This window comes from Ktedonobacter sp. SOSP1-52 (assembly GCF_016587395.1).
On the sequence record NZ_BNJH01000008.1, the window covers coordinates 226,474 to 251,808 of the forward strand.

Sequence of the window (25,335 nt, forward strand, 5' to 3'; positions counted from 1 at the left end):
TTGCGAGCGACAGGGCAACCACGGGAATATGTAATTCGCTGTGGTTGCCCTGTTTTTGCTACCTCCGTCAACAAAGAAAACAGCCTAATGATTCACGCTCTAGGCCTGTTCTCCACTGTGCACCAAGAGTCCCTCCAGGATCTCCCCGATAAGCTGCTCAAATGTCACGCCCTTCAGAAATGAGGTCACGGCAATGGTCACTCCCAGGTCCGCGCGGATGCGGTTTTTGAGTTCGACAGACATGAGCGAATCGATGCCGAGCCGATTGAGCGGTTGGTACGCATCAAGGTTGAGTGATGCGTGTCCCAGCACCCTCGCAATGTGACCGTTGAGATATTGGCTCAGTGCCTGGTGGCGTGCCTCTTCGTCCAGCATTACCAGCATGTCCCCTGTCAGGCGTGGCTCTGCTGCTCCCTCTTGCTCTTGTGCCCTCGTTTCCTCCACCAGACCCGCAAAGAGCGAGGAGCTGGTCAAATTTGGATAGAATTGGCTCCATTTGGGCAGATGAAACGACATGACGCCGACTTGTGGCGGACTCTGTCGCAAGAGTTCGCCCAGGACAGTCAGGCCTTCCTTCGGCTTCATACTGGCAAAGCCGCGCACATCCAGGCGTTCGCCGCGGTCTCCCTTCATCGCCTGTCCAACCTCGCCCCAGCGACCCCAGTTGATGCAGAGGGCGGGTAATCCTTGCTGCCTGCGGTAGAACGCCAGCATATCCATAAAGGCATTGGCTGCTGCGTAGTTGCCCTGGCCAGGTGAGCCGATAAGTGAAGCAGCCGACGAGAAGAGCACAAAGAAATCCAGGGGATCATTCAGCGTCAGGCGATGCAGGTTCCATGCTCCATCAACCTTGGGGGGCATGACCCCCTGGAAACGCTCGCGATCCAATTGAAGCAGGGTACTGTCATCCAGCACAACGGCGGAGTGGAAGATTCCACGTAAGGGAGGCATCCTGCGCCGTATTTCATCCAGCGCAAGAGCGAGTTGCTCTTCCTGGGAAACATCGGCCAGCATGAGATGCACCGTCGCTCCCGTCTCACGCATCATGTGTAGCGTGGCCTGAGCCTCCTCTGAGGGGCCTCGGCGGCCCATGAGGACAAGGGTGCGAGCACCTTGCTCAATCATCCATTGAGCTGTGCGTAAACCAACCCCGCCCAGGCCACCGGTAATCACGTAAGTGCCATCCTGACGGAATAAGGATTCGGATGGCTCCTGTTCATTTGGTAAGGTGTGATGCGCAAGCCGGGCGACATAGCGCCTCTGACCGCGTAGTGCCACTTCGTCGGCTTCATCGTTGGCGAGGATTTCCTTGCCTAGAGCTTCGATGCTCTCCTCTGAAGGCGTTGGATCGAGATCAATCAACGTGGCGTGCAAATCCTGATGCTCGTAGACGATGACGCGACCCAGACCCCACAGCGGAGCCTGCGACAGCGCAGTGGTCTCTTCGTGCTCCTCAATAGCATGGACACCACTGGTCGCCAGATAGAGCCGCGGCGTGGACTCCTGCTTTGCCGCTGTCAATGCCTGGAGCAAGTGGAGCATGCCGATACTCGCCAGCTGCTGATCCTCAGACAACGCGTGCACAGTACTCGCTTCGTTGACTGGTCGTGTCAACTGACTCCACAAGTAGACGATGCCATCGATGGTGTGTCCCCCCTGGGACAACTCGCTGAAGAGCTGATGAAACTCCTCAGGCGACACAGGGTTCAACTCATACTGTTGCGCCTGACCCTGTTGAATCTGTTTATAGGCATTCCCTGGAGTGGCAATGATATACTGGGCGCCGCTTTCCTGGAGATATTTAACCAGTTGCTGAGCGGGACCCTCGTGTTCCCCGAAGATGAGCCACCGTTTGCGCTCCACGTGCTCCTGCTGTTTGGAGAGTGCCTGCTGCTCCCATTGGATGGTGTACAAGAGCTGGTTCAGGCGTTGGCGCATGAGTCCCTGAGTATTGTCCTCGAGCGATTGCAAACGGAAGCCGAGGACCTCCAGGAGCACATGTCCTTCGCCGTCAAGCAGAATGATATTACCCTCGATGGTGCTCATATTGTCTGAATTATCTGAGCGGAGTGTCGCGTGGCTCCAGAGACTTCCTGTACTCTCTGGCTGCTGATACAGTCTCACCTGTTTCACCATGACAGGGACATAGCTATCCTCATTTGTCTCCGGCAGAAAGGGAATGATGCCTTGCAGAATGGCATCCATCAGCGCGGGATGAACCTGGTAGCCGGACCGCTCGTCGGTAACTTCCTGGGGAACAGTAATTTTTGCCATCACCTCGCCTGGTCTGCGCCAGATATGGGTGACACCCTGGAAGCGCGGACCATGTTGAATGCCGCGCGCCCGGATGCCTTCGTAGAATGCTGGCGCTTCCATCGTCATGGTCCATTGATCGGGAGCCTGTTCAGGGAGAAGAGGAGGATGCGCCTCACTGATCAGAAATTCTTCCACCCTGCGCACCATCGCCGTCGCGTGATGGGTCCAGGAGACGGCTTGCTTGCCCTGCTCAGCCTGAGTACTGTAGAACTGCAATACCCAGCTTCCTTCCTCTGCTTCGTGGGGTGTTAAGGTGACTTGCAAGGTGTGCCTGGTGTCTTTGGGAAAGAAGAGCACTTTTTTAAGTTGAAGATCTTCGATACAAAAGTGACGGGCGCCAAAAATCTCCGTTGCGGCGGCCAGGGCTAATTCGATATAGGCGGCACCGGCAAGGACCGGCATGTCATGCACACGGTGTTCTTCCAGATAGGGGAACAGCTCCGCGTCGATCTCGGTCGTCCAGAGATACGTCTGCTTCTGGAGCGCCAAGGGCGTGCCGATATGAAGGATGGGGTGAGCGAGGGTCCCGTCGCTTTTCCACGTGGAAATGGCACGGGATTGCGAGTGATTGACGCCGTCATTCCAGTGGCGCTGCCGTTGCCAGGGATAGGTGGGCAAGGATACCCGTTGTCCTCCATCGGGATAGAGGCGAGACCATTCCACGTCATAGCCATAAAGGTACAGTGTGCCCAGCGTTGTCAGCAACGCGTTACGCCCTTCATCACGCCGCAGCGAGGCCAGAGCCATCGCAGGCTTATCGGATTGTTCAATGGTCTGCCTGATTGCGCCGACCAGGATCGGATGGGGACTCATCTCCATGAAGATATCGAAGCCCTCCTCCAGTAACTCCTGCGTCGCATTGAGGAAGAGCACCGGTTTACGGAGGTTCTCCACCCAATACTGCGCGGTTAATTCTCTCCCTTCTATATATGTGGCGTCGACCGTCGACAACATTGGCACACTGGCCGGATGTGGCTGAACACGCTGCATCAGGCTGAGCAAATCATCGCGCAGCAGGTCCATCTGCGGGCTATGCGAGGCAAAATCCACTCTGACGAGGCGGCCAAAGATGCCCTTCTCCTCAAGGACGGTGAGAATTTCTTTCATGGCTTCAGCGTCACCTGAGAGAACTGTCGAGTTTGGGCTATTGCTGACGGCAACCGCGACACGCTCCTCATACTTGTTGTCTTTGACGAGCGCGGTGGCTTGCTCCAGCGAGAGTTCTACTGCTGCCATCGCGCCTTTGCCTCGTTGGCGCAGTGCCAGTTTGCTGCGAGAGCAAATAATCCAGGCAGCGTCTTCCAAACTGAGCGCTCCGGCGATATAGGCTGCCGCTGTTTCACCCATGGAATGCCCTACCACCGCATCTGGTTCGACGCCCCAGGAGCGCCAGAGTGCCGCCAGGGCAACCTCAATCGCGAAGAGCGTCGGCTGGATCACATCGATTTCATCCAGGCGCGCGGGGTCCTCATTGATTTGCAAGAGGTCGAGCAGCGACCAGTCTACGTAGTTGCCCATGACCCGATCACACGCCTCGATAGCAGCGCGGAATGCAGGCTCCTGGGCCAGTAAATCGCGTCCCATGCCCAACCACTGTGATCCCTGACCAGGAAAGATCCAGGCAATTTTGTGCTTTTTGGTTGCGATGGCTCGGCCGCAGAGCAGCTCAACGCTTGTCTCACCTTGTCCAAAGGCGCTGAGTTTCTTGTGGAGTTCGGATTTGGAAGAACTTGTGACGGCCAGGCGCTCCTCGCGGGGCTGACGGCCCAGGCTTGCCGTGTAACAGATATCGCGCAGCGTTTGCGCTTGGTATTCCTCCTGCTCCAGGTGGGCTATATACCGCTGAGCGAGTTCCTGAAGGGCTTTGTCTGTCTGCGCGGACAAGGGCAGCAGATAGGTAGTGGAGGATTCCTCGTCCGGTTCTGCCGCCGTAGTCACAGCGTATGGAGCTTCTTCGAGGATTGTATACGAGTTGGTCCCGGCAATACCGTAAGAACACACCGCCGCGCGACGCGGGGTACCGGCGGAGCGTGGCCAGGGGGTGAGATCCGTAGGAATGGTCAGCGCATATCTCTCCCACGGGATAGCGGGGCTAGGCGTATGAAAATGCAGGTTTCCCGGGATCATACCATGCTTGAGGCTGAGAGCTGCCTTGATCAAGCCAGTGACACCTGCTGCGCCCTCGGTATGCCCGATGTTCGTCTTCACCGAACCCACGAGCAAGGCATGTTCTGCGGAACGATCCTTACAGAGCACTTCTCCCAGTGTCTCAATTTCGACGGGATCGCCTGCTTTGGTCCCCGGGCCGTGTGCCTCGACAAAACCAATGGTCAGCGGGTCGACGCCAGCGTTTTCCAGTGCCTTCTTTAACCCGGCTTGCTGCCCCTGGGTACTGGGAGCCATAAAGGAATCGCAGTGACCGTCATTGTTGGAGGCGCTGCCGCGAATAATGGCATAGATCTGATCGCCATCGGCTTGTGCTTGTGAAAGGAGCTTGAGGATGACCACGCCTGCGCCTTCGCTGCGCACATAGCCATCGGCAGCCGCATCGTAGGTCTTACAATGCCCATCGGGGGCCATCATTTTGCCCTGCGAGAAACCAATGGTGTGATCAGGGTTCAGGATGACATTCACCCCGCCCGCAACGGCGATACGACAGGCTCCAGCGCGCAGATTGTGGACTGCCTGGTCGACGGCGATCAGTGAAGATGAGCAGGCGGCATCGATCGCGAAACTGGTCCCCATCAGGTCTTGCGTGTACGAGATGCGACCGGCGGCGCCACTACGAGCGCTACCGGTCGTTCCGTATACATCCAGGCTTGCAGCGTTTTTAAATTGCCGGTCCCAGAAATCTCCGGTCAGGATACCGATAAAGGTCCCAATATAGAGACGCTCCTCTTGGCTCATCTGTGCAGGGGCGAGTCCGGCATCTTCCATCGCTTCCCAGGCCACCTCCATCAAGAGACGGTGCTGAGGATCAATTTTGGCTGCTTCACGCGGGGAGATGCCAAAGAAGCTGGCATCAAACTGGTCCACCTGATCTAAAAAGCCGCCGTAGCGACTCATCACTTTCCCCGGCGTCGCGGGGCGCGGATCGTAGAACGCGTCAACATCATAGCGATCAGGAGGTACTTCTGTAATCGCATCAATGCCATCACACATCAGACGCCAGAAAGCCTGAGGATTGGGGGCACCAGGAAAGCGGCATCCCATGCCAATAATTGCGATAGGCTCATTTTGCTGAGGCAAGTTCAAGATACTATATCCTCTCCAGTTGCATCTTGAGAGCCAGGTCCTTCGAAAAGAGTACTTATGGCTCATTAAATAATGGAACGCTAATGAGAAAAATAGGGATTGTTATTTTAAAAGTAGTTAACATATGTTATTATAAATTCTATGTGCCAGGAGAGCAATAAAGGTACCCTTTTTTCTCCCTTTTTCATACGCTGGCTGTGTTTATAGTTGAGTTTATGTAAAAGGAAGTCCCCTTCTGGCCCGGATCTATACATAGGCGCACGTCAATTTTCTTGCCTTGTTGAATGCGACATGGGCAAGAAGAAAATGGGTGTACTCTTTCGTGCGACTTTTCTTGAATAGGGAGGTTCTTTTTCATCATGGCCAAATTTCCCCCACCTAACCAGTCCCAAGGGAGCTGGTCTCCATCAGAAATGATGGAGCAAGAAGCGCCAAAGAACAACAATCTCATAGAGCGCTGGTACGCGCTTACCGCTATTCCCGAAGCTCCGGTCACCGCGTCTTTCACTGCACGTGAAGCCTCGCGCAAGTCCCGCCTAACCAGTTCCGTCCTATTTTTCTTCACCGTGATGGTTATCAGCTTACTTCCAGCGTGCTTTCTTGCCATTTCGCTTTATCCATCCTATTTCTGGCTCACCTTAGGACTGGCAGGCGCGTGTATCGTGGCCCTGATGCTCAATCGTGGAGGCCATACGCTCACCGCAGGTATTCTTGTCAACATTGCCTCCTTTTCTGCGCTCACAGCCGCGCTTTTCTCAACAATTCCGTTCGATGAGACCACACTTCAGGGCTACGATATGTACGTTGTCGTGGAACTACTGGCCGTATCCCTGTTGCCGGCACGCAGCGTCATCCTGGTGTACCTCGCAAGTGTGGCTTCTATTCTCGGGACCTTGTTTGGTGGAGTCGTACAGCATTCAACGGTCCTTCAAAATGATTTGAACAACCGCTGGTTCATTATGATCGCGCGCCCAATTGGGACGCTCTTGTTAGTAGGAGGCGTAGCATTTATTTTAGCAACCACGCTGTCTGCCGCCATCAAACGGGCCAACCAGGCGGAAATGATTGCCAAACTGGAGCATGAATTGTCGGGCCAGAGACAGGAGCTTGAAGCAGGCATTCAGCAGCTTCTGGATGTCCATGTACAAGTCGCGAATGGAAATCTTAGCGCACGAGCCTCCCTCTCCCAAAACAACGTGCTCTGGCAGATCGCAAGTGCGCTCAATAACTTGCTCGTGCGCTTCCAGCGTGCATCGCAGACAGAGAGAGATTTACAGCACTTAGAAACGGTAATAGATCAAGCTGTCGCTACTATTCAGCAGGCAGATGCCTATCAACAAAAGCCAGTCCTTCGACCCACGCGCACGCCTCTGGATCGCTTTATTGCTGTGCTTCCGGGGAGGGACATTAGTCTGGCTCCCGCTCCCATGGACAACAACCCGACTTCCTTTAATCAGAAGCGATAAACCGGTAGGATGGTTTTGTAGAAAGGCAAAATGTGTGTCCACCATTGAAACTGTACCGTCCACTCCTGAGAAGCGGCATGCTCTCGTGATCGGGGCCAGCATGGGTGGGCTTCTAGCCGCCCGCGTGCTTTCGGACTATTTTGAGCAGGTAACCATTATTGAACGCGACGACCTTCCCACCGTTCCGGAGGCACGCAAAGGCGTTCCTCAAGGCAATCATGTGCATCTTTTGATGATCAAGGGAGCCGATATTATCTCCGACCTGTTTCCCGGCCTCTTTGACGAACTGCAAGCGGATGGCTCACTTGAAGTAAGCCCCACACAGGACTTCCATTGGTTCCATTTCGGGTGCTGGAAACAACAATTTCCAGGGGAGCTACGAGCACATAGTCAGAGTCGCCCGCTCCTTGAATACCATATTCGTCGTCGCGTGAGCAATCTAGGGAATGTACGTATTCTTGATGGCTGTGAGGTGCGAGGCCTTCAAAGCACGGATGATTCCACTGCAATCACAGGAGTTCGTATTGTTCAGCGTGATAATGGTCAAACGGAAGAATGCTTAGAGGCGCAGCTTGTCATCGATGCAAGCGGCCGAGGTTCCCAAACCCCGCGCTGGTTGGGTGAACTTGGCTATCCAGCAATCGAAGAAACAACAGTAAAAGTGGATGTTGGCTATGCCACCCGCCTCTATCGCCGCCCTGAGAAAAACCATGCTTGGAAGATGCTGGGTATTTACCCGTGGCCCTTGGAGCGGAAACGCGTCGGATACTGTTTCTCGCTTGAGGACAATATGTGGATTGTGACCCTCTCTGGGTACCATGGCGATCATCCCCCCGCTGACGAAGCAGGGTACCTGGAATTTGCCCGCAATCTGGCTCAACCTGATATCTACGAGGCCATCAAGGACGCCGAGCCGCTGAGTCCAATTGCCATCCACAAATTCCCCGCAAATAGGCACCGCCACTACGAACGCCTCTCGCGCCTCCCCGAGGGCCTGATTGTGCTTGGGGATGCCTTTTGTAGCCTGAATCCTGTCTACGGGCAAGGGATGACGCTTGCCGCGCTAGAGGCAGCTACGCTGCGTGATAGCCTGTCACGGGCTCACGGAGATCTAGCAGGTTTTCCTCTCTCCTTCCAGAAAAAGCTGGCTCGCGTGATCCAAATTCCGTGGATGCTCACGACTAGCGAGGATTTCAGATATCCTGAGACGGAGGGCAAGCGCCCCTTCGGCCTGCCAGTGCTCCAGGCCTACACCCAGCGGGTAAGTTGGTTAACAGCCAAAGATCCACTTGCAACGAAGACCTTTTATGAAGTGTTAAATATGCTGGGCTCGCCACTTGAGCTATTTGATCTACGCATACTTCGCCGCGCTGTTGTGCTTCAAGCGCCACCTGCGTCTGCCACAACACTCTCAAGTTAGGCAGACGAAAATGTGCTCCCGTCAGTTACAACCCCGTTGACGTATGCCCCAAGAAAAAGAAGCGATGAATGTTAGATGACATTCATCGCTCCTTCGTTTTATGCCCGTTAAATAATGATTGTAGCGTTTCTACCATGATTTGCGAGGGAAGCTGATTTCTTGGAGGATACGCCATAGGGTACAGCCTCTTACGATGGTGGATAAATCAGCTGTCTCTCCTACTGGATTGACAATCCTCCGTGACCCTGGTTATCCTTCCTGAGTACTCTTCCCATTCACCTCATCTCAAGCAGAGAGGATCCTGATGACCACTTATGTGTTTTTGTTCCTGCTCGTGTCCTTCCTCACGCTCTGCCTGTTCGGGCTTTGGTCTCTCTGCTGGACCCATCATGGTCCTGCCCAGTCGAGAGCAGTTGGCAAGCTATGTCCCAAGCTCCATCGTCTCCTCAAGCCCCGTTCCCCACACGATTGTTCCTCCTGTCGTCTTGCCTCCGCCTCGCCGAGGGGAGGGCCACTGCCTACGCCTGTGCGACCCTGGAGCGAAGTGAAAAGCCGCCGGGGAGCCCCCAAGCGGGTCAACACTGAAGGCTTCGCTTGTCCCAACCCGCAGTGCCCGTACGCCGGGATCACAGACGCTCACGTCCACGCCTTGGTCGGTGATGGCAGACATGGCCAGGCTGAGCGGATCCAGACGTTTCGTTGTCAGGCCTGCCACACCACATTCACTGCCAGACGCCACACCCCCTTGTATCGTCTGAACCCCCCCTCGCCCCAGATCGCCATGGTGCTCTCTGCACTGGCCGAAGGGCTGGACGCTTCGGCCGCCGAACGGGTCTTCGGCTATCGCCAGGCCACCATCACGACGTGGCTCACTCGTGCAGGTGGGCACGCACAGACCTTGCATGAGCACTTCTTCTTCCATCTCCACCTCCCGCACCTCCAGTTGGACGAACTGCGCACCCGGCTGCGCTGCTCCACACAGGTGCTCTGGCTCTGGCTAGCCATCGATCCTCTCACCAAGATCCTTCCCGTACTCCATCTGGGTCCCCGCACGCAGCACATGGCCCATACGGTCATCCATTCCCTGCGGCAGTTCTTGGCGCCTGGGTGCATTCCGCTGTTCACCAGTGATGGCTTGAACTTGTACTTCTATGCTCTCACAACCCATTTTGGACACTGGCTCCAGGTGAATCGCCGAGGCCGGAAAGTCCTCCGATGGCAAGTGGCAACGAAGTTGCTGTATGGTCAAGTGAAGAAAAGCTACCGACGACGCAAGCTAGCACAAGTCACGCCTGTGATGCGCCTTGGGACACAGGCTGCTCTCACAAGCACCTTGCAGGGACTGGGTTTCTCAGGACGACTGAATACGGCTTTCATTGAAAGGGTGAATCTGACCGTCCGACATGGAATAGCCGCGCTCGCTCGCCGTACCTGGGCCACTTCCCAACAGGCCCCACAGTTGCTGGCCCATCTGGAATGGTGGCGAGCGTACTACCATTTTGTGCGTCCTCATCAATCCCTGCGGGTGGCGCTCGAGCAGCCACGACAGCGAGGTGGCCAACTGTTAGCGCAACGCTATCGGCAACAGACGCCAGCCATGGCAGCCAACAGAACCAACCGACAATGGACGGCGCGTGAGGTGCTCTCTTACCCATTGTCGCCGGTTTCCTCTTGAGAGCCACCGAAGCCAGTTGCGGGTGCAGTGTCATGTCGTGAGAAAGTCAGTGAAGGTGCCAGCAAAAGCACTCGGATAAAGCCTCGCCTCGGGAAGCGATGGCCTGTCTGGACCGTTCAATGACAAAAATCCAGCCCAGAGGGGATTGGCAGAGGCTTCTAGAATTCTCCACCATGTCCTGTGGCTGTACCAAGGGAAGCCCAAAGAGAAGTGGGTAACCCATTCGCGCACCTACACTACCGTCACCTACGACCTCTCCGAGGCGGCTTCTCGTCCTGCTGCGGCCGAAGTCCCTGAATCCACAAACACCGCAAAACGCCAGAACTGGCTGGCCCAGGCTCAACCCGAAGATCTGCTCTACGAGCAGCGGATCATCGACACCTTTACCCGTAGCTACCCGACGCGAAAAGATGGCACCCGGCGAGAGGGAGAGGTTACCGTCAAACATCCTGACCCCAAGTGGGTCCCGCTGCTTCGCCCCGCACTGCGCAAACGGCAGGTGATCAAAAAAGCGGTTGCCAGTGCCTACGAAGAGAACACAGTACCGCCAGAACAGGGTACACCACCTACGAACCCATCAATGCCATTCGAGCCCATCACAAAAGAAAGAAGGGAACCATCATGCTAGTCATACGACGCAAGAAAGGGGAGCGCGTTATCCTCTGGGAACATTCTCATTGAAGTCCTTGAGGTGGATGAAGGACGAGCCAAACTCGGGATCACCGCTCCCCCCGAGATCACTATCGTGCGCGAGGAATTACTGCAGCGGCAAACACCCCTCTCGAAGCCTCCTGTCACTAAACCAGAGTGAGGCGCTTGTTCCCTTTTCAATGAAAAGTCGCTTTTTGAGAAAGTGAGGAGAAAACATGTAACCACAACCTCTACTCGCCCGTATTACAGGAGAACAAGTGTTCTCATTCATGAGAGCCGCAGTGCATAAGAAGGCAGGGCAAGGGTGGATGTTGAGTCGCTCCATCCTTCCTGCTCTGCTGGCACTGCACGTGCAACAGATTGAGCCTGGCTCTCTGTCCGCACCTCACGAGAAGACAACACGTATCCTGTGTCGACTGATGCATGATTCCCATCTTCTCTGGGAGGCAGGCGCCAGCACAACACAGGGCACAAAAGAGAGCACGGAGCCCCTCTTCACCGTCTTCTCCCTGCTCTGCAGAGGCAATCCTCTGTAGGCAGACGGCTTCGCAATTACTGAACGCAACGACAGGCCTTGTAAAACCACATCATTTTACACAAAGAAGAATGTACCTACAATGGGGAAACGACCAGGGCTCCTTTATGAAGCGCAACAGAGGCTGGACGGCTTGATGGCGCTGGGACAGAGCCGCGCGCACGCCAAAGCCCAGGCTCGCATCCTGGGAATCTATCACTGGCCGTTTTCTGATGGGAAGATTCACGCCTATACTACACGGACGACGTACCAGAACATCGTGATGCGCTTTTTGTGCTGGTGCCGCGCAACCTATGGAACCAAACGGCTGCACGAGATCGATCAGCGTGCGGATGCGCTCGTCTCTGCCTACTTGCAACTGCATGTGCAGGAGGGCTATAGTCCCTGGACCCTGGCAACCACGCGCAGCGCCTTGCGCCTCTTCTTTGGCTCTCCGACTCTTGCCAGCGAGGTGGCATTACCGGCACGGCATCGAGAGGCCATTCGTCGCTCCCGTACCCCTTCTTCGCACCAGAAACGGCCTCGATACATGTCTCCAGAAGCCTGGCAGGATCTGCTTGCCTTTCTTGGTGCAACTGGCTTACGGCGGCATGAAGTGCGAGCGCTGCGGGTAGGTCAGATCGAGAGGCTGCCAGATGGACAGGTGATGCTTGCCCACGTCCACGGTAAAGGGGGCAAAATACGACAGGTTCCTGTCCTTCCAGGGCAAGAAACAACTGTGCTCCGCCTGGTCGAGGGACGGCGGGGCGAGGAGAAGGTCTTTCCTCGCCTCCCGAAGCACCTCGATATCCATGCCTATCGTCGGCAGTATGCCCAGGCACTCTATCAATTCCTTTCTGGTCGTCCTCTGCCCCCGCCACAGGGTCGCCTGCCCCGTGGCATTCTTGATGAGGAAGCCGTCCTGATCGTGTCACGGGCGCTGGGGCATAACCGTCGAGACGTGGTCCTAACCTCCTACCTGCGTTAAGCAGACACCATCCCCCAGGAACACTGCTGTTCCTGTTCATATAGATTCGCGTTTTCTTCATACTCACTGACTCATCTGCCTGCACGGACAGGCGGGTGAGCCAGTTTTTTCATGTCTTTTTTTGAAAGGAACATCCCCTATGCGTCGAGAAGATACCCGCTATCGCTTTCTGCTCAAAGAACTAGAGGCCTTCACCGGCCTCTACAAAACGACGGCCCGGGATTGGTTCGTGGAATTTACCAGCGATCCATCTCACGTGACGGACCAGGAGCACGGCTACCGACACGCCTTTCCCGAGCACGTCCTCGCCTGTATCGACGGCTTTGACACGCCCAAACGGCTCTTTCAACCCTTTGGTCCGCTCCCTCAACCCACGCGCATCTTTCTGCCCTATCGCGACAAGGTCCTGACACCGTTCAATGATGGGATGGAACAGCACCTGGCCGAATGGTGGCAGCAGGAGTGGCGACGCCAGCATCTCGACTTTGTCCACATTCCACCAGCGTCACCGACACGTCCCAGGTCACTCACCCCCGCTGGATTTCGTACCTGGCGCTATACCGATCAGTTCCTGATCAGGATAGAAGGCGGGATGAGAACACGCCAATGCCAGGTGAGCACATATTATACAAGCTACGTTATCTGGCGCTTTCCACTCCCTCCCACACCCTTACATCTGCTCCCTCAACTCTTGCTTCCACGACTCCATCGGCTGGCCGCCCTTACTGACTGGCGAGAGGTCGAACACCTTCCCTCGCCAGTCAGTCGCGCACTCACCAGACGCACGGCACAACTCATCGCCTTCTATACCACGCGCCCCCTTCAGGTGACTCCGCTTCCATTGCCTGCACGCTCCCTGGTATCCAATCCGAGTAGTCCATCGCAACCACACAAGCAGGGTTTTAGACCGTAAGACGTTTCTGCACAGCAAGAAGGGGATGGAAGGTCATGCTTCTGCTCAAGGGAAGGAAGCCAGTCCCACGTGAAAAGGCGCTGAGGTTCCAGGCTCTGGTCGTTTTAAATGACCAAAGGATGATAAACCGTGCAGACACCTACTGACGGTAGAGTTGCTGTATTTGAGCAGGTGCAGCGATTTTCTCGCTACTCGCAGAGAAGACGCAATCGCACCGATGGCAGTAGCAGAATTGCTCCCATTGGCGCACCAGATATTGCCAGCGCTCCCTCTCTTGCCGTTGTAGCTCATGGCGGCGCTTGTTCGCTTGACGGAAAAATACATTGTGCGTCAGGAACGCGAGGAGCAGAGGGGGTCCGATGAGGATGCCGCCGAAGATGAGAGGAAGCAGCAAGCAAGCACCAAGAGATGAAAAGGCGACGAATGCATCGAGGGCATGAGGAAAAATCCTCTCAAGAAAAGACATAAGGCCAAAATAAAAGACGAAGGCGAAGAGAGGGCAGAGCCAAAAAATGATTTTCTCACCAGCAGGAAGAGGAATCCTCTTGCACTGAGGAGGCGAGAGCAAGGCCCCGAGTCTCGTCTGGTGGGTGACTGGAACGGTGGTCGTCTGAGGGACAGAGGTGTAGGTAGGATTTCCTGCGGCATCATAGGTGACAGTCACAGAGGTGGAGACCTGGGGTTCCATCCTCGTGAAGGAGCTATTGCGATGAATAGCCGGGACTTTCTGAACCTGGTCATTGCGCTTACAGACCGGGCAGTTGCCAGGGGGGAGAATCATTCTTTTTTCCTTTCATCAGAGGAGGAGGGGCGTCTCCATCGTTTTCTCGCTCCCTCATGACAACGCAACGTTCCCACTCAGTATAAACGTATAATTGCCCCTCTGCCTATGAAAAACACCACACTTGTCAAAGCCTCGAATCGCAGCATCCTTTGTACCTTTTCACGTGGAACTGGCTTCCTGCCCTTGAGCAAAAGCATGACCTTCCATCCCCTTCTTGCTGTGCAAATGCGTTTTGTGGCCTGAAACCCTGACAAGTAGAAGGAGGACTGCCAATGAAGAACAGTGTCTCCAGCCTTCCCCAATGCCGCGGTCCACCCCACTGGGACACTTCACACACCACGAGATATCACAGCATTTTCTCTCTACGAAAGGAGCACATCTTCTCATGTCTGAGACACCTGCGCCCCAGAACGCGCATTTCCCCGTTGACACCGAGCACTCACCGTGCGCAAACCCGTCCTACCGCTATCTGTCGCTTGCTGGCCGTATGCTTGATCGCGAACACATCGTCACGCTCATTGATCACCGCTCACGCCAACTTGCGCCAGGGATCGAGGTCGTGTTCACCCATGAGCGTTTGCCGTCATTTCTGGTCCAGGGCAACGACGAGCAGGAAACACTGCTCACCTGGTATCTCCAGGCCCTTCCCCAGCCACCCCGGCCGTTTCTGCAATTCGGTGCCCATCTGCTCGCACGAGCATGCATCTGTGAAGTAATAGAGAGTAGCATCGAGGGCGATACCACCCTCCTCCTACGCTACCTCTCGCTGCCAGATCCACTGATGGGCAACGCAGAATCCTCGATCCAGACCCTGGAACTCCATGGGCAGAGCGCCGATGCGGTACGCCACTGGCTCTCGACCCAGACAGAGGTCATCGTGCCACTACAGCCTGTCGCTAGCAGGCCTTCCATCGCCCTGGACAACACGCAGGACACTCCCTGTTGCCCGCACTGCGAAAGCTGGCTGACCCCGCTTTGGAACAACAATCCTGAGCACACGCTTACCCTGGTCTGCCTGCTCTGTCACTACACTGACGGCCCTTTTACACGAGGCGATATGGCGTCAGACACTACCTCATCGAAGAAAGGATAAAACCAATGAACACCCATCACCAACGTGACCATCTCTCCCTCCTCATGCATCCCGCCACTGATACGACAACCTCAGACCCCAGTGAGAACAAGGACTGGAGAGAAGAAGAGCTAGAAGAGGACGCAGGCCTCGTGCTCCTGCTTGAAGCCATCGCGAGCCCTATCCGGTTTCGTTTGCTCCGTCTGCTGGCACAAGAAGGCGGGAACCTGTGTGTCAGTGAACTGGTTGAACGGATCCCACGCAGCCAACCCGTCGTGTCCCACCACTTACGCCTCTTACTGGTAGCCAAACTGATCGGTGTGAAACGTCTGGGAAAGCATAACTACTACTTCATCTGGCCCGACACTCTAAAGGAAGTACGCGAGGCACTGGCCTCCGTTGAACACCTGCTTCAGCAGAGGCGTGAGGACCAACGCTAAACCAAAAGAACCTCTTCAGGACTCGATCTAGACAATCTCCCTGAAGAGGCACAGTATCGAGAGAGTAGGAGTCCTCCAACGCTCTCTCCTCTGAGCATACCCCACGACCTCCCAGGCGTGCAACAAGCTCTCACTATCACCAGGACGACAGCTTCCCATGCGTAGGGAGGCTGTCATCCTTTTTTAGAAAGGACCCATGTATGACAAACCCACCGCCCTTCAATTACCAACAAGCGATGGAACAAGCGCGTAGCCTCCTGGACAAAGAGCAACAGGCAAGTCTCATGTCTGCTGGTCTCTCTCACAAGGCACGAGCACAGAGACGTGAACACCTGGAGCAGTTGCTGATGCAGATCCAGATCCACATGCAACAGGACATCGGCCACCTGCGATACGCGCTTCACACTCTTCCACCACTTCCGCCCTTGCAGGAGATTCGCTGGGCGCAAGAGATGCTGGCACGCCCAGATCTGGCCATCTTTCACCTCACCACCGCCGGACTCACCAACGATGCCGACATCATTGCCGTCACACTGGTTGACCATAGAGGCATGCCCATTGAGCATCTCGTCATTCACCCAACGAAGCCCATCTCGTTCGCACGCTGCGAAGCGTTTGGTCTCTCGGCGACTCAACTGGCTTCGGCCCCACTCCTTCCCGCGGTATGGGGCCAACTTACCCAGGCCTGCCAGGGTCGCTTCTTGCTCACGTTCCAGCACGACTATAATGTGGCGCGGCTGAAAGCTACCGCCGAACGTTTGCATCTTCCACCTCTCTCCCTACAGATGGAGGATCTACGCGCTCATACGCGCGCCTACTTCGGCGAACTTGGGTTACGTCTCTCAGAGCTGTGCGAGCGATGCGCAATCACGCTTCCCTCCTCGCCTGACCCTCTTCAATGCGCCCAGGCGTTGCATGCTGTGCTCTGCGCCATGGCTCGCGCGGGCGAGAACTAACCACTGCCCCAAAGACCAGCCAGTGAGGGAGCGTGGAGCATTACCACCCTCTCTCTGGCGGCACCACATCATCAAAACACTCTTCTTCACTAAGAAAGGACTTGGGTTACATCATGCCCACGTTTCCATCATCAACACCGCCCCTCGCCTCAGAGGTCGGCTACGCATTGCGCCAACTCCTCACCTTGTATCCAACCCATCCACTCGCAGAGGTGTTCTCCTGCGTCAGCGATGAGGGGACAGTTGAGTGTACACAACTCTCCAGGCACATGGCGACCTGGTCTACACAATTAGGGTATCCTCGGTCTCACTCGCACACGCTCTTCTTCCCAAAAAAAGAGCACACACAACGCCTGCTGCTGCAACGCGGGGTCGCCTATGCCCTCCTTGGAGCGCCTGAGCAGGCTCGACAGGATCTGCACACCCTCCTGCAACGCGGTGGAACCACAAGGCGACTGGAAGGACTCACCTGTCTGGTACTTGCGGTCCTCGCCACAGAACAGGAACGCTACCCAGATGCGCTTCCTCTCTGGAAACAGGCACGGGCCTGGCTCCAACCACAGGAGTATGACTGCTTAGCGTACACCTGGTATTACGCGAAGGTCCTCATTCAGCTCAAACACCTGCGCAAGGCCCACAACGTCCTCACAAAGATCCTTACCCCTGCCGTCCCTGACCCACGCTTGCCACGGCAGGAGGAACGAGCGGAGGCCTACGCGGAACTTTATGCACAACGTGGTGGGGTCTGTTCCCTCTTGCAGTACCGCCAGGAAGCCATCGAGGATCTTAATGCTGCAATTGAACTCTATCCCACGTGTGCTCGCTTCTTCTCTATTCGTGGGTTGCTCCATGCTAAAGATCAACACTGGCAGGCTGCCTACCAAGACCTCTGGCATGCGTTACACGAGATGCCCGAAGACCCGGCACTGGCAGATTGCTTCTTCGTCGTTATGCAACGCCTGGGGACACAACTCACGGTACCCACTCCACCCACCATGCGCACGAAAGGAAGAACCACGCATGCATAACCGCATACAGCCCACGTTCACTCGTCAACTCCAGGAACTGCGTGCGTCACTTCCACCAGAGACGCCTGACCCCCTGATTGATCCGCCACCTGACGCGTTTCTCCATTTGTGGGAGTATGCCAGAGCCGCGGGTATCAAGGTGCGCACGCTTCTGGTGGTTCGCCAGCCACTGGATTTTCGCGCTGCGGGGGCCTATTCCATTGAGGATCATGATATCTGGGTCTGGTATTCCCCCGATATACCAGAGGAACAGGCCCTGCGGACCCTGCTCCACGAACTGGCCCATGCCCAGTGTCCTCCTACACTGCCCTATGCATCCTTAGAAGAGGAATGGGAGGAAGAAAGAGCGACCTGGAAACGGGCCATTGCCCTGGCGCACACGTGGAAGATGGGGCATCTCTTCCCAGAAGATATCGTTGCAGCGCTTTTGGAAGAGGTGGAGGCGTGTTTGCAGCAGCGCCTCGCCGCCTCTGCCATTCTTGGAAGTAGCGATATGGCGCTGACAGAGCGTGCCCTCAAGCAACTCTGGCTCGAAGCCAATGCCCGGGGATGGACGGGTGAGTTGCTCCATGACGTGCTCACAGGGGTCAACACTGACCTTGGTTTGCTCATGGAGGTGCTCGCCTTTGATCGGTGCGTGCTGCATGCCTGCTGGGAACTGGTGCATGAGCTCGAGGATGACCCTGACCCAGAGATGCTCTTTGGCCCTCTTTCTCGCCTGGGAGAAGGCACACGCTTGGCGAGCGCGGTAGTCCTGCTCCAGCGGACCCTCGCCTCCTGTGCCCGCCAGGAAGAGGCGCTGCGCACCCGTCTCGCCACACGTCCCTGGCAGGTGGTAACCTTGGGAACGATGTCCTATGAGCGAAGCCGTCAGGTAATCCAGGATGAGGCCTCGCTCCAGGAGGCCATCGCTCTGGTCAATCAGCTTTGCTTTAATGCCCATGGCTATGCCCTGCGGATGAACTGGCAATGCTTTGACGAACTGTTCTCTCGGCAGGATCAGGTGACACACCCGGCGCGGCTCTACTGTCTCCATCTCTTCTTCACTCCCTGGACGGAGGTGTTGACCGATATCACTCCCTGGATAGACCCGGAGATGCTCCCAGACTGTCAGAAACGCCTCCCCAGGGCCGTCTGGTTCCTGTTTCCCAGAGGGGTAGATACCACGCTGCTTGAGGTCGCGTGGCAACTCTTCCTGCTGTCCTGGATCAGGTGTGCTGAGATCAGCTATGAAGGATCCCTCTCCACTCCGGTGAACCCTCTGCAAGATAGGAGAGAGGCTCAGTGGGCACCTTCTCCAGAGGACAGCGAAAGCGGTAATGGGAGCACGATGGGAGGGACAGCGTGACAATGCTGGATCAACGCCAATTTGATGCGCTCTACACCTGGCTTCAAGAACCCCAGCAGTGCCATGCCAGGCCGACCAAGACTGGATGGCGCTACAGGTGTAACCACACCTTTGAGCATACAGCCATCTGGCTGAGGCGTCAGGGTCTGAATGTCGAAAGCCACCTGGCGCAGTTGAGAGCGCTAGGGATCACCTGCGATTGTGGCATCCTCTCAACGCTCATTGACTGGCCCACACCCTAGCCAGTTTCTCTGCGCGCATTTCATCATCATCTTCTCTTCCCTCTCCACTCCCACTGTTTTGTCCTGCTTTGGTTCCAGCAAGGGCGCGACTCACATGACGATCGGAGCACGTTCCTGCTGCGTCTTAGGCGCACACTCACAGACAGGTAGGAGGGAAGGCAGGGAGCATCATCAAGACGACAAGCACACAGAGAAAACGCGTCATCTGTGTGCTCTTGTCATGGAAAAGGAATGCCTCCTGCTCGGCCATGATCACGGCTGGGCAGGAGGCATTGTTGTGTTCAAAAAAGGAGATAACGTATGTCAGACCGACAGGCAAAACGCCAACGCCGCGCCGAGCGAAGAGCGGCGGCGAGCCAGGAGGGGGGAATATCTCATCCTCCCCTGGGTGCACCGCCGCTCTTCACTGAGCGTTCTTCAGTTGCCTCAAGCCATCTCGCCATTGCGCTCAGTGCCGCCGTTCCTCTTCGTGTGCTAGGACTCTATGAACGGCAGGGTCCCGATGAGAATGACCTGGAAGCAGCCCGTCAGGTAGGAACACTGATTGCATCAAAGGGAGATGTCCTCCTCTTTGGAAGCCAGGTGAGAGGAGAAACTGCTAAGCTCTTCAATCATGTTGCACAGGCTCTAGCGGTGCTCTCATTTGCACCAGGTGGCATTTGCTTTGGCCAGCATTTTGACGCTCAGGCGATCCTCACAGGGTTCTTTGGCGCCCAAACGGCGGAACAGTATTGTCAGCACATGAGAGGAACTCCTCTTACGGCACAGCAAGAGCAGAGGAATCCTCACAACGACGATATGCGCTGAGCCAACAAAGCAAAAATGGTTTGAAACGTGTCAGGCGGTGCCTTATCAAGGCGTAGCCTGTTGTTTTCTAGAGAAAGAAAAACTATGAAACGCAAGAAACAAGATCCCAAACACGATCTTCTAAGCATCCCCTAGACACCTTTCGTCCAATGTGAGAAAGATCCACGTGATCCTGAAAGTGAGATCTATCGTAATAGTCGTTATCAGGTCCATCGCAGACGCTTCAAGGCACATGGCAGTGGGCCAGACCTGATCCACCTCTCGTTCCGACGCCTGGATCGTGGAACATTTCTGCCCTATAGGGACAAAATGTGCATCAAAGATGAACTCGTCGGACCAGAATGCGAAGGCATCGAACTCTTCCCCGCGCGCTCACGCGAAGTGGACACCGCCAACCACTATCACCTGTGGATTATCGATGATCCCACGTTCCGCTTCCCCTTTGGGTTTACCCGGCGCCTCGTCACCGAAGCAACCATTGGTGACGCGCGACAAGAGCCATGGCCAGCCAATGAACGCCCAGCTGATTGTCTTTCCCAAGAAGAAATAAGAGCACTTCTCCAGCAAGAACAACGCAGGCATTCTTAACACACGCGACATTGCACTGGATACAGCTTCTTCAGAGGCCATATCCAGTGCCAGGGAGAGAGACAGTTCAAGAAAGCGCTTTTTTAGAGGCAAGAATTCTATAAATAATATAATACCAAATTTTGGTAATCTCGGACCCTCAAAAAGCTGGGAAGCAAGATGTTGCTTTCGTTCAGGCACGTGGTCATTGGTTCCATCTCAATCGTATGGTGGTTCATACCCTTTCGGGATAAACACAAGTGTAGCGCCTGTTTCTTTGAGGTATAGTTGCGAGAAGCAGCTATACCTCAATGGAAATAAAAAAGAAGACACACATCTAGCTTTTCAAAGCATCTTCCACATCTGGATGAGATTGACTCGATTTGGCAGGGGTGCGATAAAAAATGAGAGTGTTCCTCTCTTTGAACTCGCTGTAAAAGCGGGTGATGATCACTCTTGCTTTGCGCAAGCCACCGGAGTCAACAAAGTACCGATAGAGCAGCGGCATGCCGTCATTGAACATGCATGCCAGGAGAAGCAGCCCATTTCCGTCCGGCGCCTTTGCGAGCTGCTCGAAGTCAATTGCTCCTGGTACTAGGCAAAACAGCATCTCAGCGTGGATGCATCCAAGCAGGAAGAAGCAGTGGCCTTGCGTGATGCTAGTGAAAGCATTCTGTTGGAGTTGCCAAGTTATTGTAGTATAGAGAGAGTGTATAAGATGCATGGACGTACGGCGGCTGGTTATAGACGTGCTGGCGCCGGAATCTCAGACTGGTAGCTGGTTTCCAGTTGCGCCAGTTTCTAGGATCTGTGCTAATAGGTAACGATTTTTCGCCTACGCCATGCCCGTTTTCACTGGCAACAGCATATTCATAGATGGTTACCTCCGACATATCCCGCTGTCCATTCGCCGCAAGGCCGGGCTCTGGATAGGCGGGCTTCACGCCTGAAACATACCTATCAACGAACTGAAATGCCCGCCCGGAGAAGATTTCCTGAAAATCAGTCTTCCCGCTCTCGCGTCGATACAGATGATAACACGCAACACCTAGAACTTCTCCCCAGCTCAACGTAACGCAGTTCTCAGCCAAGCTTATATTGAGCCCATCGGGTGGGGGTGCTGGAAGAGTAGTCACATAAATTGGATATTCGTGGCCCGGTCGGCTTCGCGCCTGGGCGTTCACCGCGATCACGCGCACATGAAATTTGCTGCCATTCTCTTGATCCGTCAAATAAAAGTACTCGTTCGCCGTCGTACCCATAAGCAACCAGCTCCACCCATTATCTTTGCTCATCTGGAGTTCATAATATTCGGCACCGGGTACAGGAGCAAAGTAGACAATCGCCCCATTGTGACCGTTTTCGGTTCGCAACACCGTTGGTGGCATCGGCTCCGGCAGCCCTTTTGTCAATTGCCAGCGATGATGCCCGGCTGGCACCAGCGCCTTGATCTCTGTCTCATTTCCCTCGGTCACGACCAGCATCCCATCGATATAGAGACTCGCGTTTTCTCTCCCAGCAGGAATGCTCAGCGTAAGCGTCCCAGCTTCTGGCGTAAAATAGTGCCCGGCCAGTTCTGACATAACGCGATAAATGAGACTCACGCCAAAATTCGGATGATCGACGCTTATCACGACTTCCGGTGTGCCTACACGTGAGCCGTGGAAAAGCGCCAGGTGTTTTGTTCCATCATTCAAAAGTCGAATCAGACCCGCAGTGCCGGTGAAGAGCAGACCGTCAGCGGCATATTGAATTTCTTGCGGCTGATAATAAATTTCTCCCTGATAGCGAAAAACATAATCCGTGCTCCGCGCCGTTGTTATCCGCGCCCCCCAGGGCGTAGAAACACCGTCCGCGACCTGGAGGTCTTCGCGATGACTGACCACAACCAGCACATTAGACGCGCTCCCATCTAACTCACTCTCCAGACGCATGCCGCGCGAGGTTGACGTTTGCACAATGCAAGCGGCTCCGTCATCCTGTACCACACCTCGCACCGCGCGAATAAAAGGAAACTGATCAGGCAGGTAGGCAAAGCTATTGGCATCTCTCCCGGTTGGTTTTGTCAGCGTAAACCAGGACCAGGCGCACCGCTGGCCCGGTACAATCGCGTCATAGGTCACAATATAGTCGCTACCAACCAGCAGCACGCTGCGGCTGCGATATTCCGGCAGCGCGTAATTACCTTGCAATGGCCCGGAATCATCTAACTCCGGCGTCCCGCTGCGCGCGACAATTTCCGCATACTGGGCGATCTCCAGATCATAGAACGGTTGCTCCAATACATTCTCGCCAATTGTCCGAAACGTCCCATCCTTCCAGACTCCAAATGTACTCAGTGCAATCAGATCTTCTCTTCGCCGATCGCCGCTATCTTCCCGGCCATGCCCGCTATACGCACGCCCGTTCGCGTAGTAGTAGAGCGTGCCGCTGCTATTTTCTCCGCCGATACCCCAACGATAGTTCGGTCCACGATCTACCTGCTGCAACACAACTGCTATTTCGCTCGGAAGATCGACATCCGCCCGCAGAATGATGCCATAGCCGGTATATTTGCAACTTCTGAGATGAGGATTTGTACCGCGATTCTTCTCTCCTGGATTGGCCAGCACCCTCCACGGATCGGGGTCGCCGGCATCAGCGTCCAGACGATAGGCCGCCGGATCGCTACCCCACAGCAGATGTTCCGCAACCAGAGGCCGATAGTTTCGCAAGAACTGCCCCAACATCCACATTTCTAACGGAGGGCGGTGCGGCCAGGAGCTATGTGCTCCCTGGGGCGGATGGAAGCGTCGAAAGCCATTTTCTTGTGTCAAAGGGGTGACGCCAGGTACATAATCTGTGAGTGGCTGGGTTGCAATCGGCGCGCTGAGTGTATTCACAATCCAATCACCTACAGCCCCCAGAAAAGGTTGCGCGCAGCGATTGCGCCCATCGGTCATCAGGCCCAGAAAATTACCGCTCACCACGGGACGCAGAAAGGCCCATAGATAGACCGCGAGGCTCTCGGTCCAACGTCCTCCACGGGACTGCAACGCTGGCAGTTCCGGGCGCGTATGAAATGTCCCCACAAGCGTCAGGAATGTTTCAAAGATATCCCGCCATTCCGCAGCCAGCGGATGGTCCGGGTAGAGCCAGGCAAAGCAAGGAAGCACTGCCTTGCCATCGGCCATAAAATTCGGATGCCCGCCCAGCATCCGCAAAAGGGGGGCAATCTCCTCCCTGGCCGAAATATAAGCGGTGAGCAGAAAGAGCGCATTTACCTCAGTTTGCTGCTGTGTCGTTAGCTGCGCACAGTGCCGATTATAGCCGTCGAGAAAATAATCGTAGATCGGGCGCTGCCCTATATTTAAATAGCCAGCTAACTCATTGATCCCCTGGGCGATCAGTCTGGGGCCTTCGCTACCCGCGAAAAGTTTTTGCCACAACTGGCGAGCAGAATTGATCTGCCCCTCCTGGAAAAACGCCTTTGGGCGCACTCCAGAATACGTAAGTATCCAATCTTTCACCAGATCTAAGTTCAAGGTGCTATACCAATGATGAAGGTGGCGTGTATAGGTTGTCAGATAGCGTGTATTCGTTAGAGCTTGAGATAACGGAATATCATAGCGTTCCGCTAGCTCCTGCGCCTGTCTTTCCTGTTCTTTAAGGACATGTAAATCTTTCGCATGACTATAGAACGCGATCCCTATCTGGCGCGTTCCATTAGTCAGCGGGCAGGTCCAGTGCAGCTTTCCTTGCTTGTAGCGAAAATGAATCTGGAGGATGTTGGCGGAAGCCCAGAGCGCATAAGCCTGATCGTCCCAGCGGTCCGGGTTGCGAATAAATACGCCCAGGCTTTCCGCATTTTTCCGATCCCAGAATGTGGCGTGCGGGCGTATATTCCAAGCATAGGAAGGCGCATATGGGCCAACTGTAAAGGCAAAATCTTCTTCAGGCTGTTCAACGCGTGAGCGTCCGAAAAAAGCTGGATCTTCGCCATTGTAACCGACCACAATTGGATCATCGATGGCGCGCCATTGATAGAGTTCAGGCTCACCCTCCGGCGCCACATAGTCTGATGCTTGCTGTGAGCCAGGCCAGGTCGATGAGAAACGATGCGTGGGTGAAAACTTATCCCATGCGATCTGCATGCTCGCTCCTGCCTGCTGTTCAAGGCCCTGCATCTGCTCAGAGAGCTCGACAAAATCGTAGTTGAGGATTGCCCTCACCGTCGCTGTGTAGGTCGCGCCGCCCACAAAATGGTAGCGGATCTGATAGGTAACAAAAAGTGGGCCAATCTCTATCTGTCTCGTTTCAAGCGAGCAGATACCCAGTCGGCCACCCTGGACCGTACCATTGCCAATCCAGCCCTGCTCGCGCTTCATCTGGATAATCGGCCCTGGCGCGATTTGCGCAGACACCGTTTGTGAAGCAGGTATCCGTACTTGCAGTGCGCCGGCATAAAGAACGATCGTCTCCCCTTCAACTTCCGCACGCACCTGGTCTCTTGTCTCCTGTTGTTCCTCCTCGCCTCTTTCTCGCTGGAGCCGGAAGCAGCGAGTGGCGCCCGAAGGGAGGTCAGAAAAAAAATGTAGACGCGCCGAGACAAGGTCGATACCGTTCGTTTGCTGCTCCGTCAGCTGAAATGGGACCTCTTTCCCTGTTTCCTGGTCGAACAGGTGCAGTTGATCCGCACGTATTCCCTCTGGCTCAAAGATGAGCGGGTAGCTGAGCAGCGTTCGCGGCCAGCAAAACTGTGGATGATGTAATTCATCCTTCAGTTTGAATGTGATGCCCGTTGCTCCTTGTCGCCAATATTTTCGCAATTGAATTGTATCGTCCATCATCGGGTCGTTATCTCCTCACACGAGCGTTATCCATTACACTTCATTACACAGCTTGACAGGGTGC

Annotated in this window: 20 protein-coding genes; 16 read left to right on the forward strand and 4 right to left on the reverse strand. The window is 55.2% G+C overall.

The features are described from left to right. Window positions 1-99: 99 nt before the first annotated feature. On the reverse strand, window positions 100-5,571 hold the full coding sequence (locus tag JMJ16_RS52855) for a type I polyketide synthase (protein WP_236602222.1): 5,472 nt from the start codon (window positions 5,569-5,571) through the stop codon (window positions 100-102). Window positions 5,572-5,930: 359 nt separating this feature from the next. Here JMJ16_RS52855 and JMJ16_RS52860 point away from each other — a divergent pair, with 359 nt between their 5' ends. Both JMJ16_RS52860 and JMJ16_RS52865 read left to right on the forward strand, forming a co-directional pair. Beyond that, complete coding sequence (locus JMJ16_RS52860; protein WP_201394723.1) at window positions 5,931-7,037, forward strand: hypothetical protein; 1,107 nt, start codon at window positions 5,931-5,933, stop codon at window positions 7,035-7,037. A 34-nt stretch (window positions 7,038-7,071) separates the two neighbouring features. Then, window positions 7,072-8,457, forward strand: a complete 1,386-nt coding sequence (locus JMJ16_RS52865; RefSeq protein WP_201394724.1) for an NAD(P)/FAD-dependent oxidoreductase — start codon at window positions 7,072-7,074, stop codon at window positions 8,455-8,457. 421 nt (window positions 8,458-8,878) lie between these two features. On the opposite strand, the gene JMJ16_RS52870 is transcribed toward JMJ16_RS52865, so the two are convergent. Further along, window positions 8,879-9,196, reverse strand: coding sequence for a hypothetical protein (locus JMJ16_RS52870; RefSeq protein ID WP_201394725.1), 318 nt, complete (start codon window positions 9,194-9,196; stop codon window positions 8,879-8,881). A 6-nt stretch (window positions 9,197-9,202) separates the two neighbouring features. Between JMJ16_RS52870 and JMJ16_RS52875 the strand changes: the two genes are divergently transcribed. The 6 genes from JMJ16_RS52875 (at window position 9,203) to JMJ16_RS52900 (ending at window position 13,198) form a co-directional block, all read left to right on the forward strand. Further along, window positions 9,203-10,132, forward strand: coding sequence for an integrase core domain-containing protein (locus JMJ16_RS52875; RefSeq protein WP_201394726.1), 930 nt, complete (start codon window positions 9,203-9,205; stop codon window positions 10,130-10,132). Between the two features lie 145 nt (window positions 10,133-10,277). Further along, a complete protein-coding gene (locus JMJ16_RS52880) occupies window positions 10,278-10,760 on the forward strand; it encodes a hypothetical protein (RefSeq protein ID WP_236602223.1) in 483 nt (160 codons plus the stop codon). Window positions 10,761-10,823: 63 nt separating this feature from the next. Then, window positions 10,824-10,943 (forward strand): carbon storage regulator, encoded by a 120-nt coding sequence (locus JMJ16_RS55765; RefSeq protein WP_236602225.1) that lies wholly within the window; start codon window positions 10,824-10,826, stop codon window positions 10,941-10,943. 121 nt (window positions 10,944-11,064) lie between these two features. After that, the gene (locus JMJ16_RS52890) at window positions 11,065-11,319 is read left to right on the forward strand and encodes a hypothetical protein (protein ID WP_236602226.1); all 255 of its coding nucleotides are present in this window, start codon (window positions 11,065-11,067) and stop codon (window positions 11,317-11,319) included. Between the two features lie 81 nt (window positions 11,320-11,400). After that, window positions 11,401-12,285 (forward strand): integrase, encoded by an 885-nt coding sequence (locus tag JMJ16_RS52895; protein ID WP_201394727.1) that lies wholly within the window; start codon window positions 11,401-11,403, stop codon window positions 12,283-12,285. Window positions 12,286-12,424: 139 nt separating this feature from the next. Beyond that, entirely contained in the window at window positions 12,425-13,198 is a 774-nt protein-coding gene (locus JMJ16_RS52900; protein WP_201394728.1) for a hypothetical protein, read from the forward strand. A gap of 139 nt (window positions 13,199-13,337) precedes the next feature. On the opposite strand, the gene JMJ16_RS52905 is transcribed toward JMJ16_RS52900, so the two are convergent. Then, on the reverse strand, window positions 13,338-13,979 hold the full coding sequence (locus tag JMJ16_RS52905) for a hypothetical protein (RefSeq protein ID WP_201394729.1): 642 nt from the start codon (window positions 13,977-13,979) through the stop codon (window positions 13,338-13,340). 388 nt (window positions 13,980-14,367) lie between these two features. On the opposite strand from JMJ16_RS52905, the gene JMJ16_RS52910 reads away from it, so the two are divergent. From JMJ16_RS52910 to JMJ16_RS52945, 8 genes are all read left to right on the forward strand, one after another. Further along, window positions 14,368-15,075: a hypothetical protein gene (locus JMJ16_RS52910; protein ID WP_201394730.1), complete on the forward strand. Its 708-nt coding sequence runs from the start codon at window positions 14,368-14,370 to the stop codon at window positions 15,073-15,075. Between the two features lie 5 nt (window positions 15,076-15,080). Then, a complete protein-coding gene (locus tag JMJ16_RS52915; RefSeq protein ID WP_201394731.1) occupies window positions 15,081-15,494 on the forward strand; it encodes a helix-turn-helix transcriptional regulator in 414 nt (137 codons plus the stop codon). A gap of 200 nt (window positions 15,495-15,694) precedes the next feature. Beyond that, a complete protein-coding gene (locus JMJ16_RS52920; RefSeq protein WP_201394732.1) occupies window positions 15,695-16,450 on the forward strand; it encodes an exonuclease in 756 nt (251 codons plus the stop codon). Window positions 16,451-16,563: 113 nt separating this feature from the next. Then, window positions 16,564-17,478, forward strand: coding sequence for a tetratricopeptide repeat protein (locus tag JMJ16_RS52925; RefSeq protein WP_201394733.1), 915 nt, complete (start codon window positions 16,564-16,566; stop codon window positions 17,476-17,478). Next, the gene (locus tag JMJ16_RS52930; RefSeq protein ID WP_201394734.1) at window positions 17,471-18,826 is read left to right on the forward strand and encodes a hypothetical protein; all 1,356 of its coding nucleotides are present in this window, start codon (window positions 17,471-17,473) and stop codon (window positions 18,824-18,826) included. Before JMJ16_RS52925 ends, JMJ16_RS52930 begins: the two co-directional genes overlap by 8 nt. Window positions 18,827-18,828: 2 nt before the next feature. Beyond that, window positions 18,829-19,068 carry a DUF2695 domain-containing protein gene (locus tag JMJ16_RS52935; protein WP_201394764.1) on the forward strand — a complete coding sequence of 80 codons (240 nt, stop codon included), beginning with the start codon at window positions 18,829-18,831 and terminating at the stop codon, window positions 19,066-19,068. Between the two features lie 300 nt (window positions 19,069-19,368). Further along, window positions 19,369-19,875, forward strand: a complete 507-nt coding sequence (locus tag JMJ16_RS52940) for a hypothetical protein (protein WP_201394735.1) — start codon at window positions 19,369-19,371, stop codon at window positions 19,873-19,875. Between the two features lie 309 nt (window positions 19,876-20,184). Then, window positions 20,185-20,463, forward strand: a complete 279-nt coding sequence (locus JMJ16_RS52945; RefSeq protein ID WP_201394736.1) for a hypothetical protein — start codon at window positions 20,185-20,187, stop codon at window positions 20,461-20,463. A gap of 638 nt (window positions 20,464-21,101) precedes the next feature. On the opposite strand, the gene JMJ16_RS52950 is transcribed toward JMJ16_RS52945, so the two are convergent. Then, a complete protein-coding gene (locus JMJ16_RS52950; RefSeq protein ID WP_201394737.1) occupies window positions 21,102-25,271 on the reverse strand; it encodes a hypothetical protein in 4,170 nt (1,389 codons plus the stop codon). Window positions 25,272-25,335: the final 64 nt, after the last annotated feature.

Bases quoted from the DNA above. Each gene is read 5' to 3' on its own strand.
- JMJ16_RS52915 (WP_201394731.1), top strand. From the start codon at position 15,081: ATGAACACCCATCACCAACGTGACCATCTCTCCCTCCTCATGCATCCC.
- JMJ16_RS52930 (WP_201394734.1), top strand. From the start codon at position 17,471: ATGCATAACCGCATACAGCCCACGTTCACTCGTCAACTCCAGGAACTG.
- JMJ16_RS52910 (WP_201394730.1), top strand. From the start codon at position 14,368: ATGTCTGAGACACCTGCGCCCCAGAACGCGCATTTCCCCGTTGACACC.
- JMJ16_RS52925 (WP_201394733.1), top strand. From the start codon at position 16,564: ATGCCCACGTTTCCATCATCAACACCGCCCCTCGCCTCAGAGGTCGGC.
- JMJ16_RS52895 (WP_201394727.1), top strand. From the start codon at position 11,401: ATGGGGAAACGACCAGGGCTCCTTTATGAAGCGCAACAGAGGCTGGAC.
- JMJ16_RS52940 (WP_201394735.1), top strand. From the start codon at position 19,369: ATGTCAGACCGACAGGCAAAACGCCAACGCCGCGCCGAGCGAAGAGCG.
- JMJ16_RS52860 (WP_201394723.1), top strand. From the start codon at position 5,931: ATGGCCAAATTTCCCCCACCTAACCAGTCCCAAGGGAGCTGGTCTCCA.
- JMJ16_RS52905 (WP_201394729.1), bottom strand. From the start codon at position 13,979: ATGATTCTCCCCCCTGGCAACTGCCCGGTCTGTAAGCGCAATGACCAG.
- JMJ16_RS52900 (WP_201394728.1), top strand. From the start codon at position 12,425: ATGCGTCGAGAAGATACCCGCTATCGCTTTCTGCTCAAAGAACTAGAG.
- JMJ16_RS52935 (WP_201394764.1), top strand. From the start codon at position 18,829: ATGCTGGATCAACGCCAATTTGATGCGCTCTACACCTGGCTTCAAGAA.
- JMJ16_RS52950 (WP_201394737.1), bottom strand. From the start codon at position 25,271: ATGATGGACGATACAATTCAATTGCGAAAATATTGGCGACAAGGAGCA.
- JMJ16_RS52945 (WP_201394736.1), top strand. From the start codon at position 20,185: ATGTGCATCAAAGATGAACTCGTCGGACCAGAATGCGAAGGCATCGAA.
- JMJ16_RS52920 (WP_201394732.1), top strand. From the start codon at position 15,695: ATGACAAACCCACCGCCCTTCAATTACCAACAAGCGATGGAACAAGCG.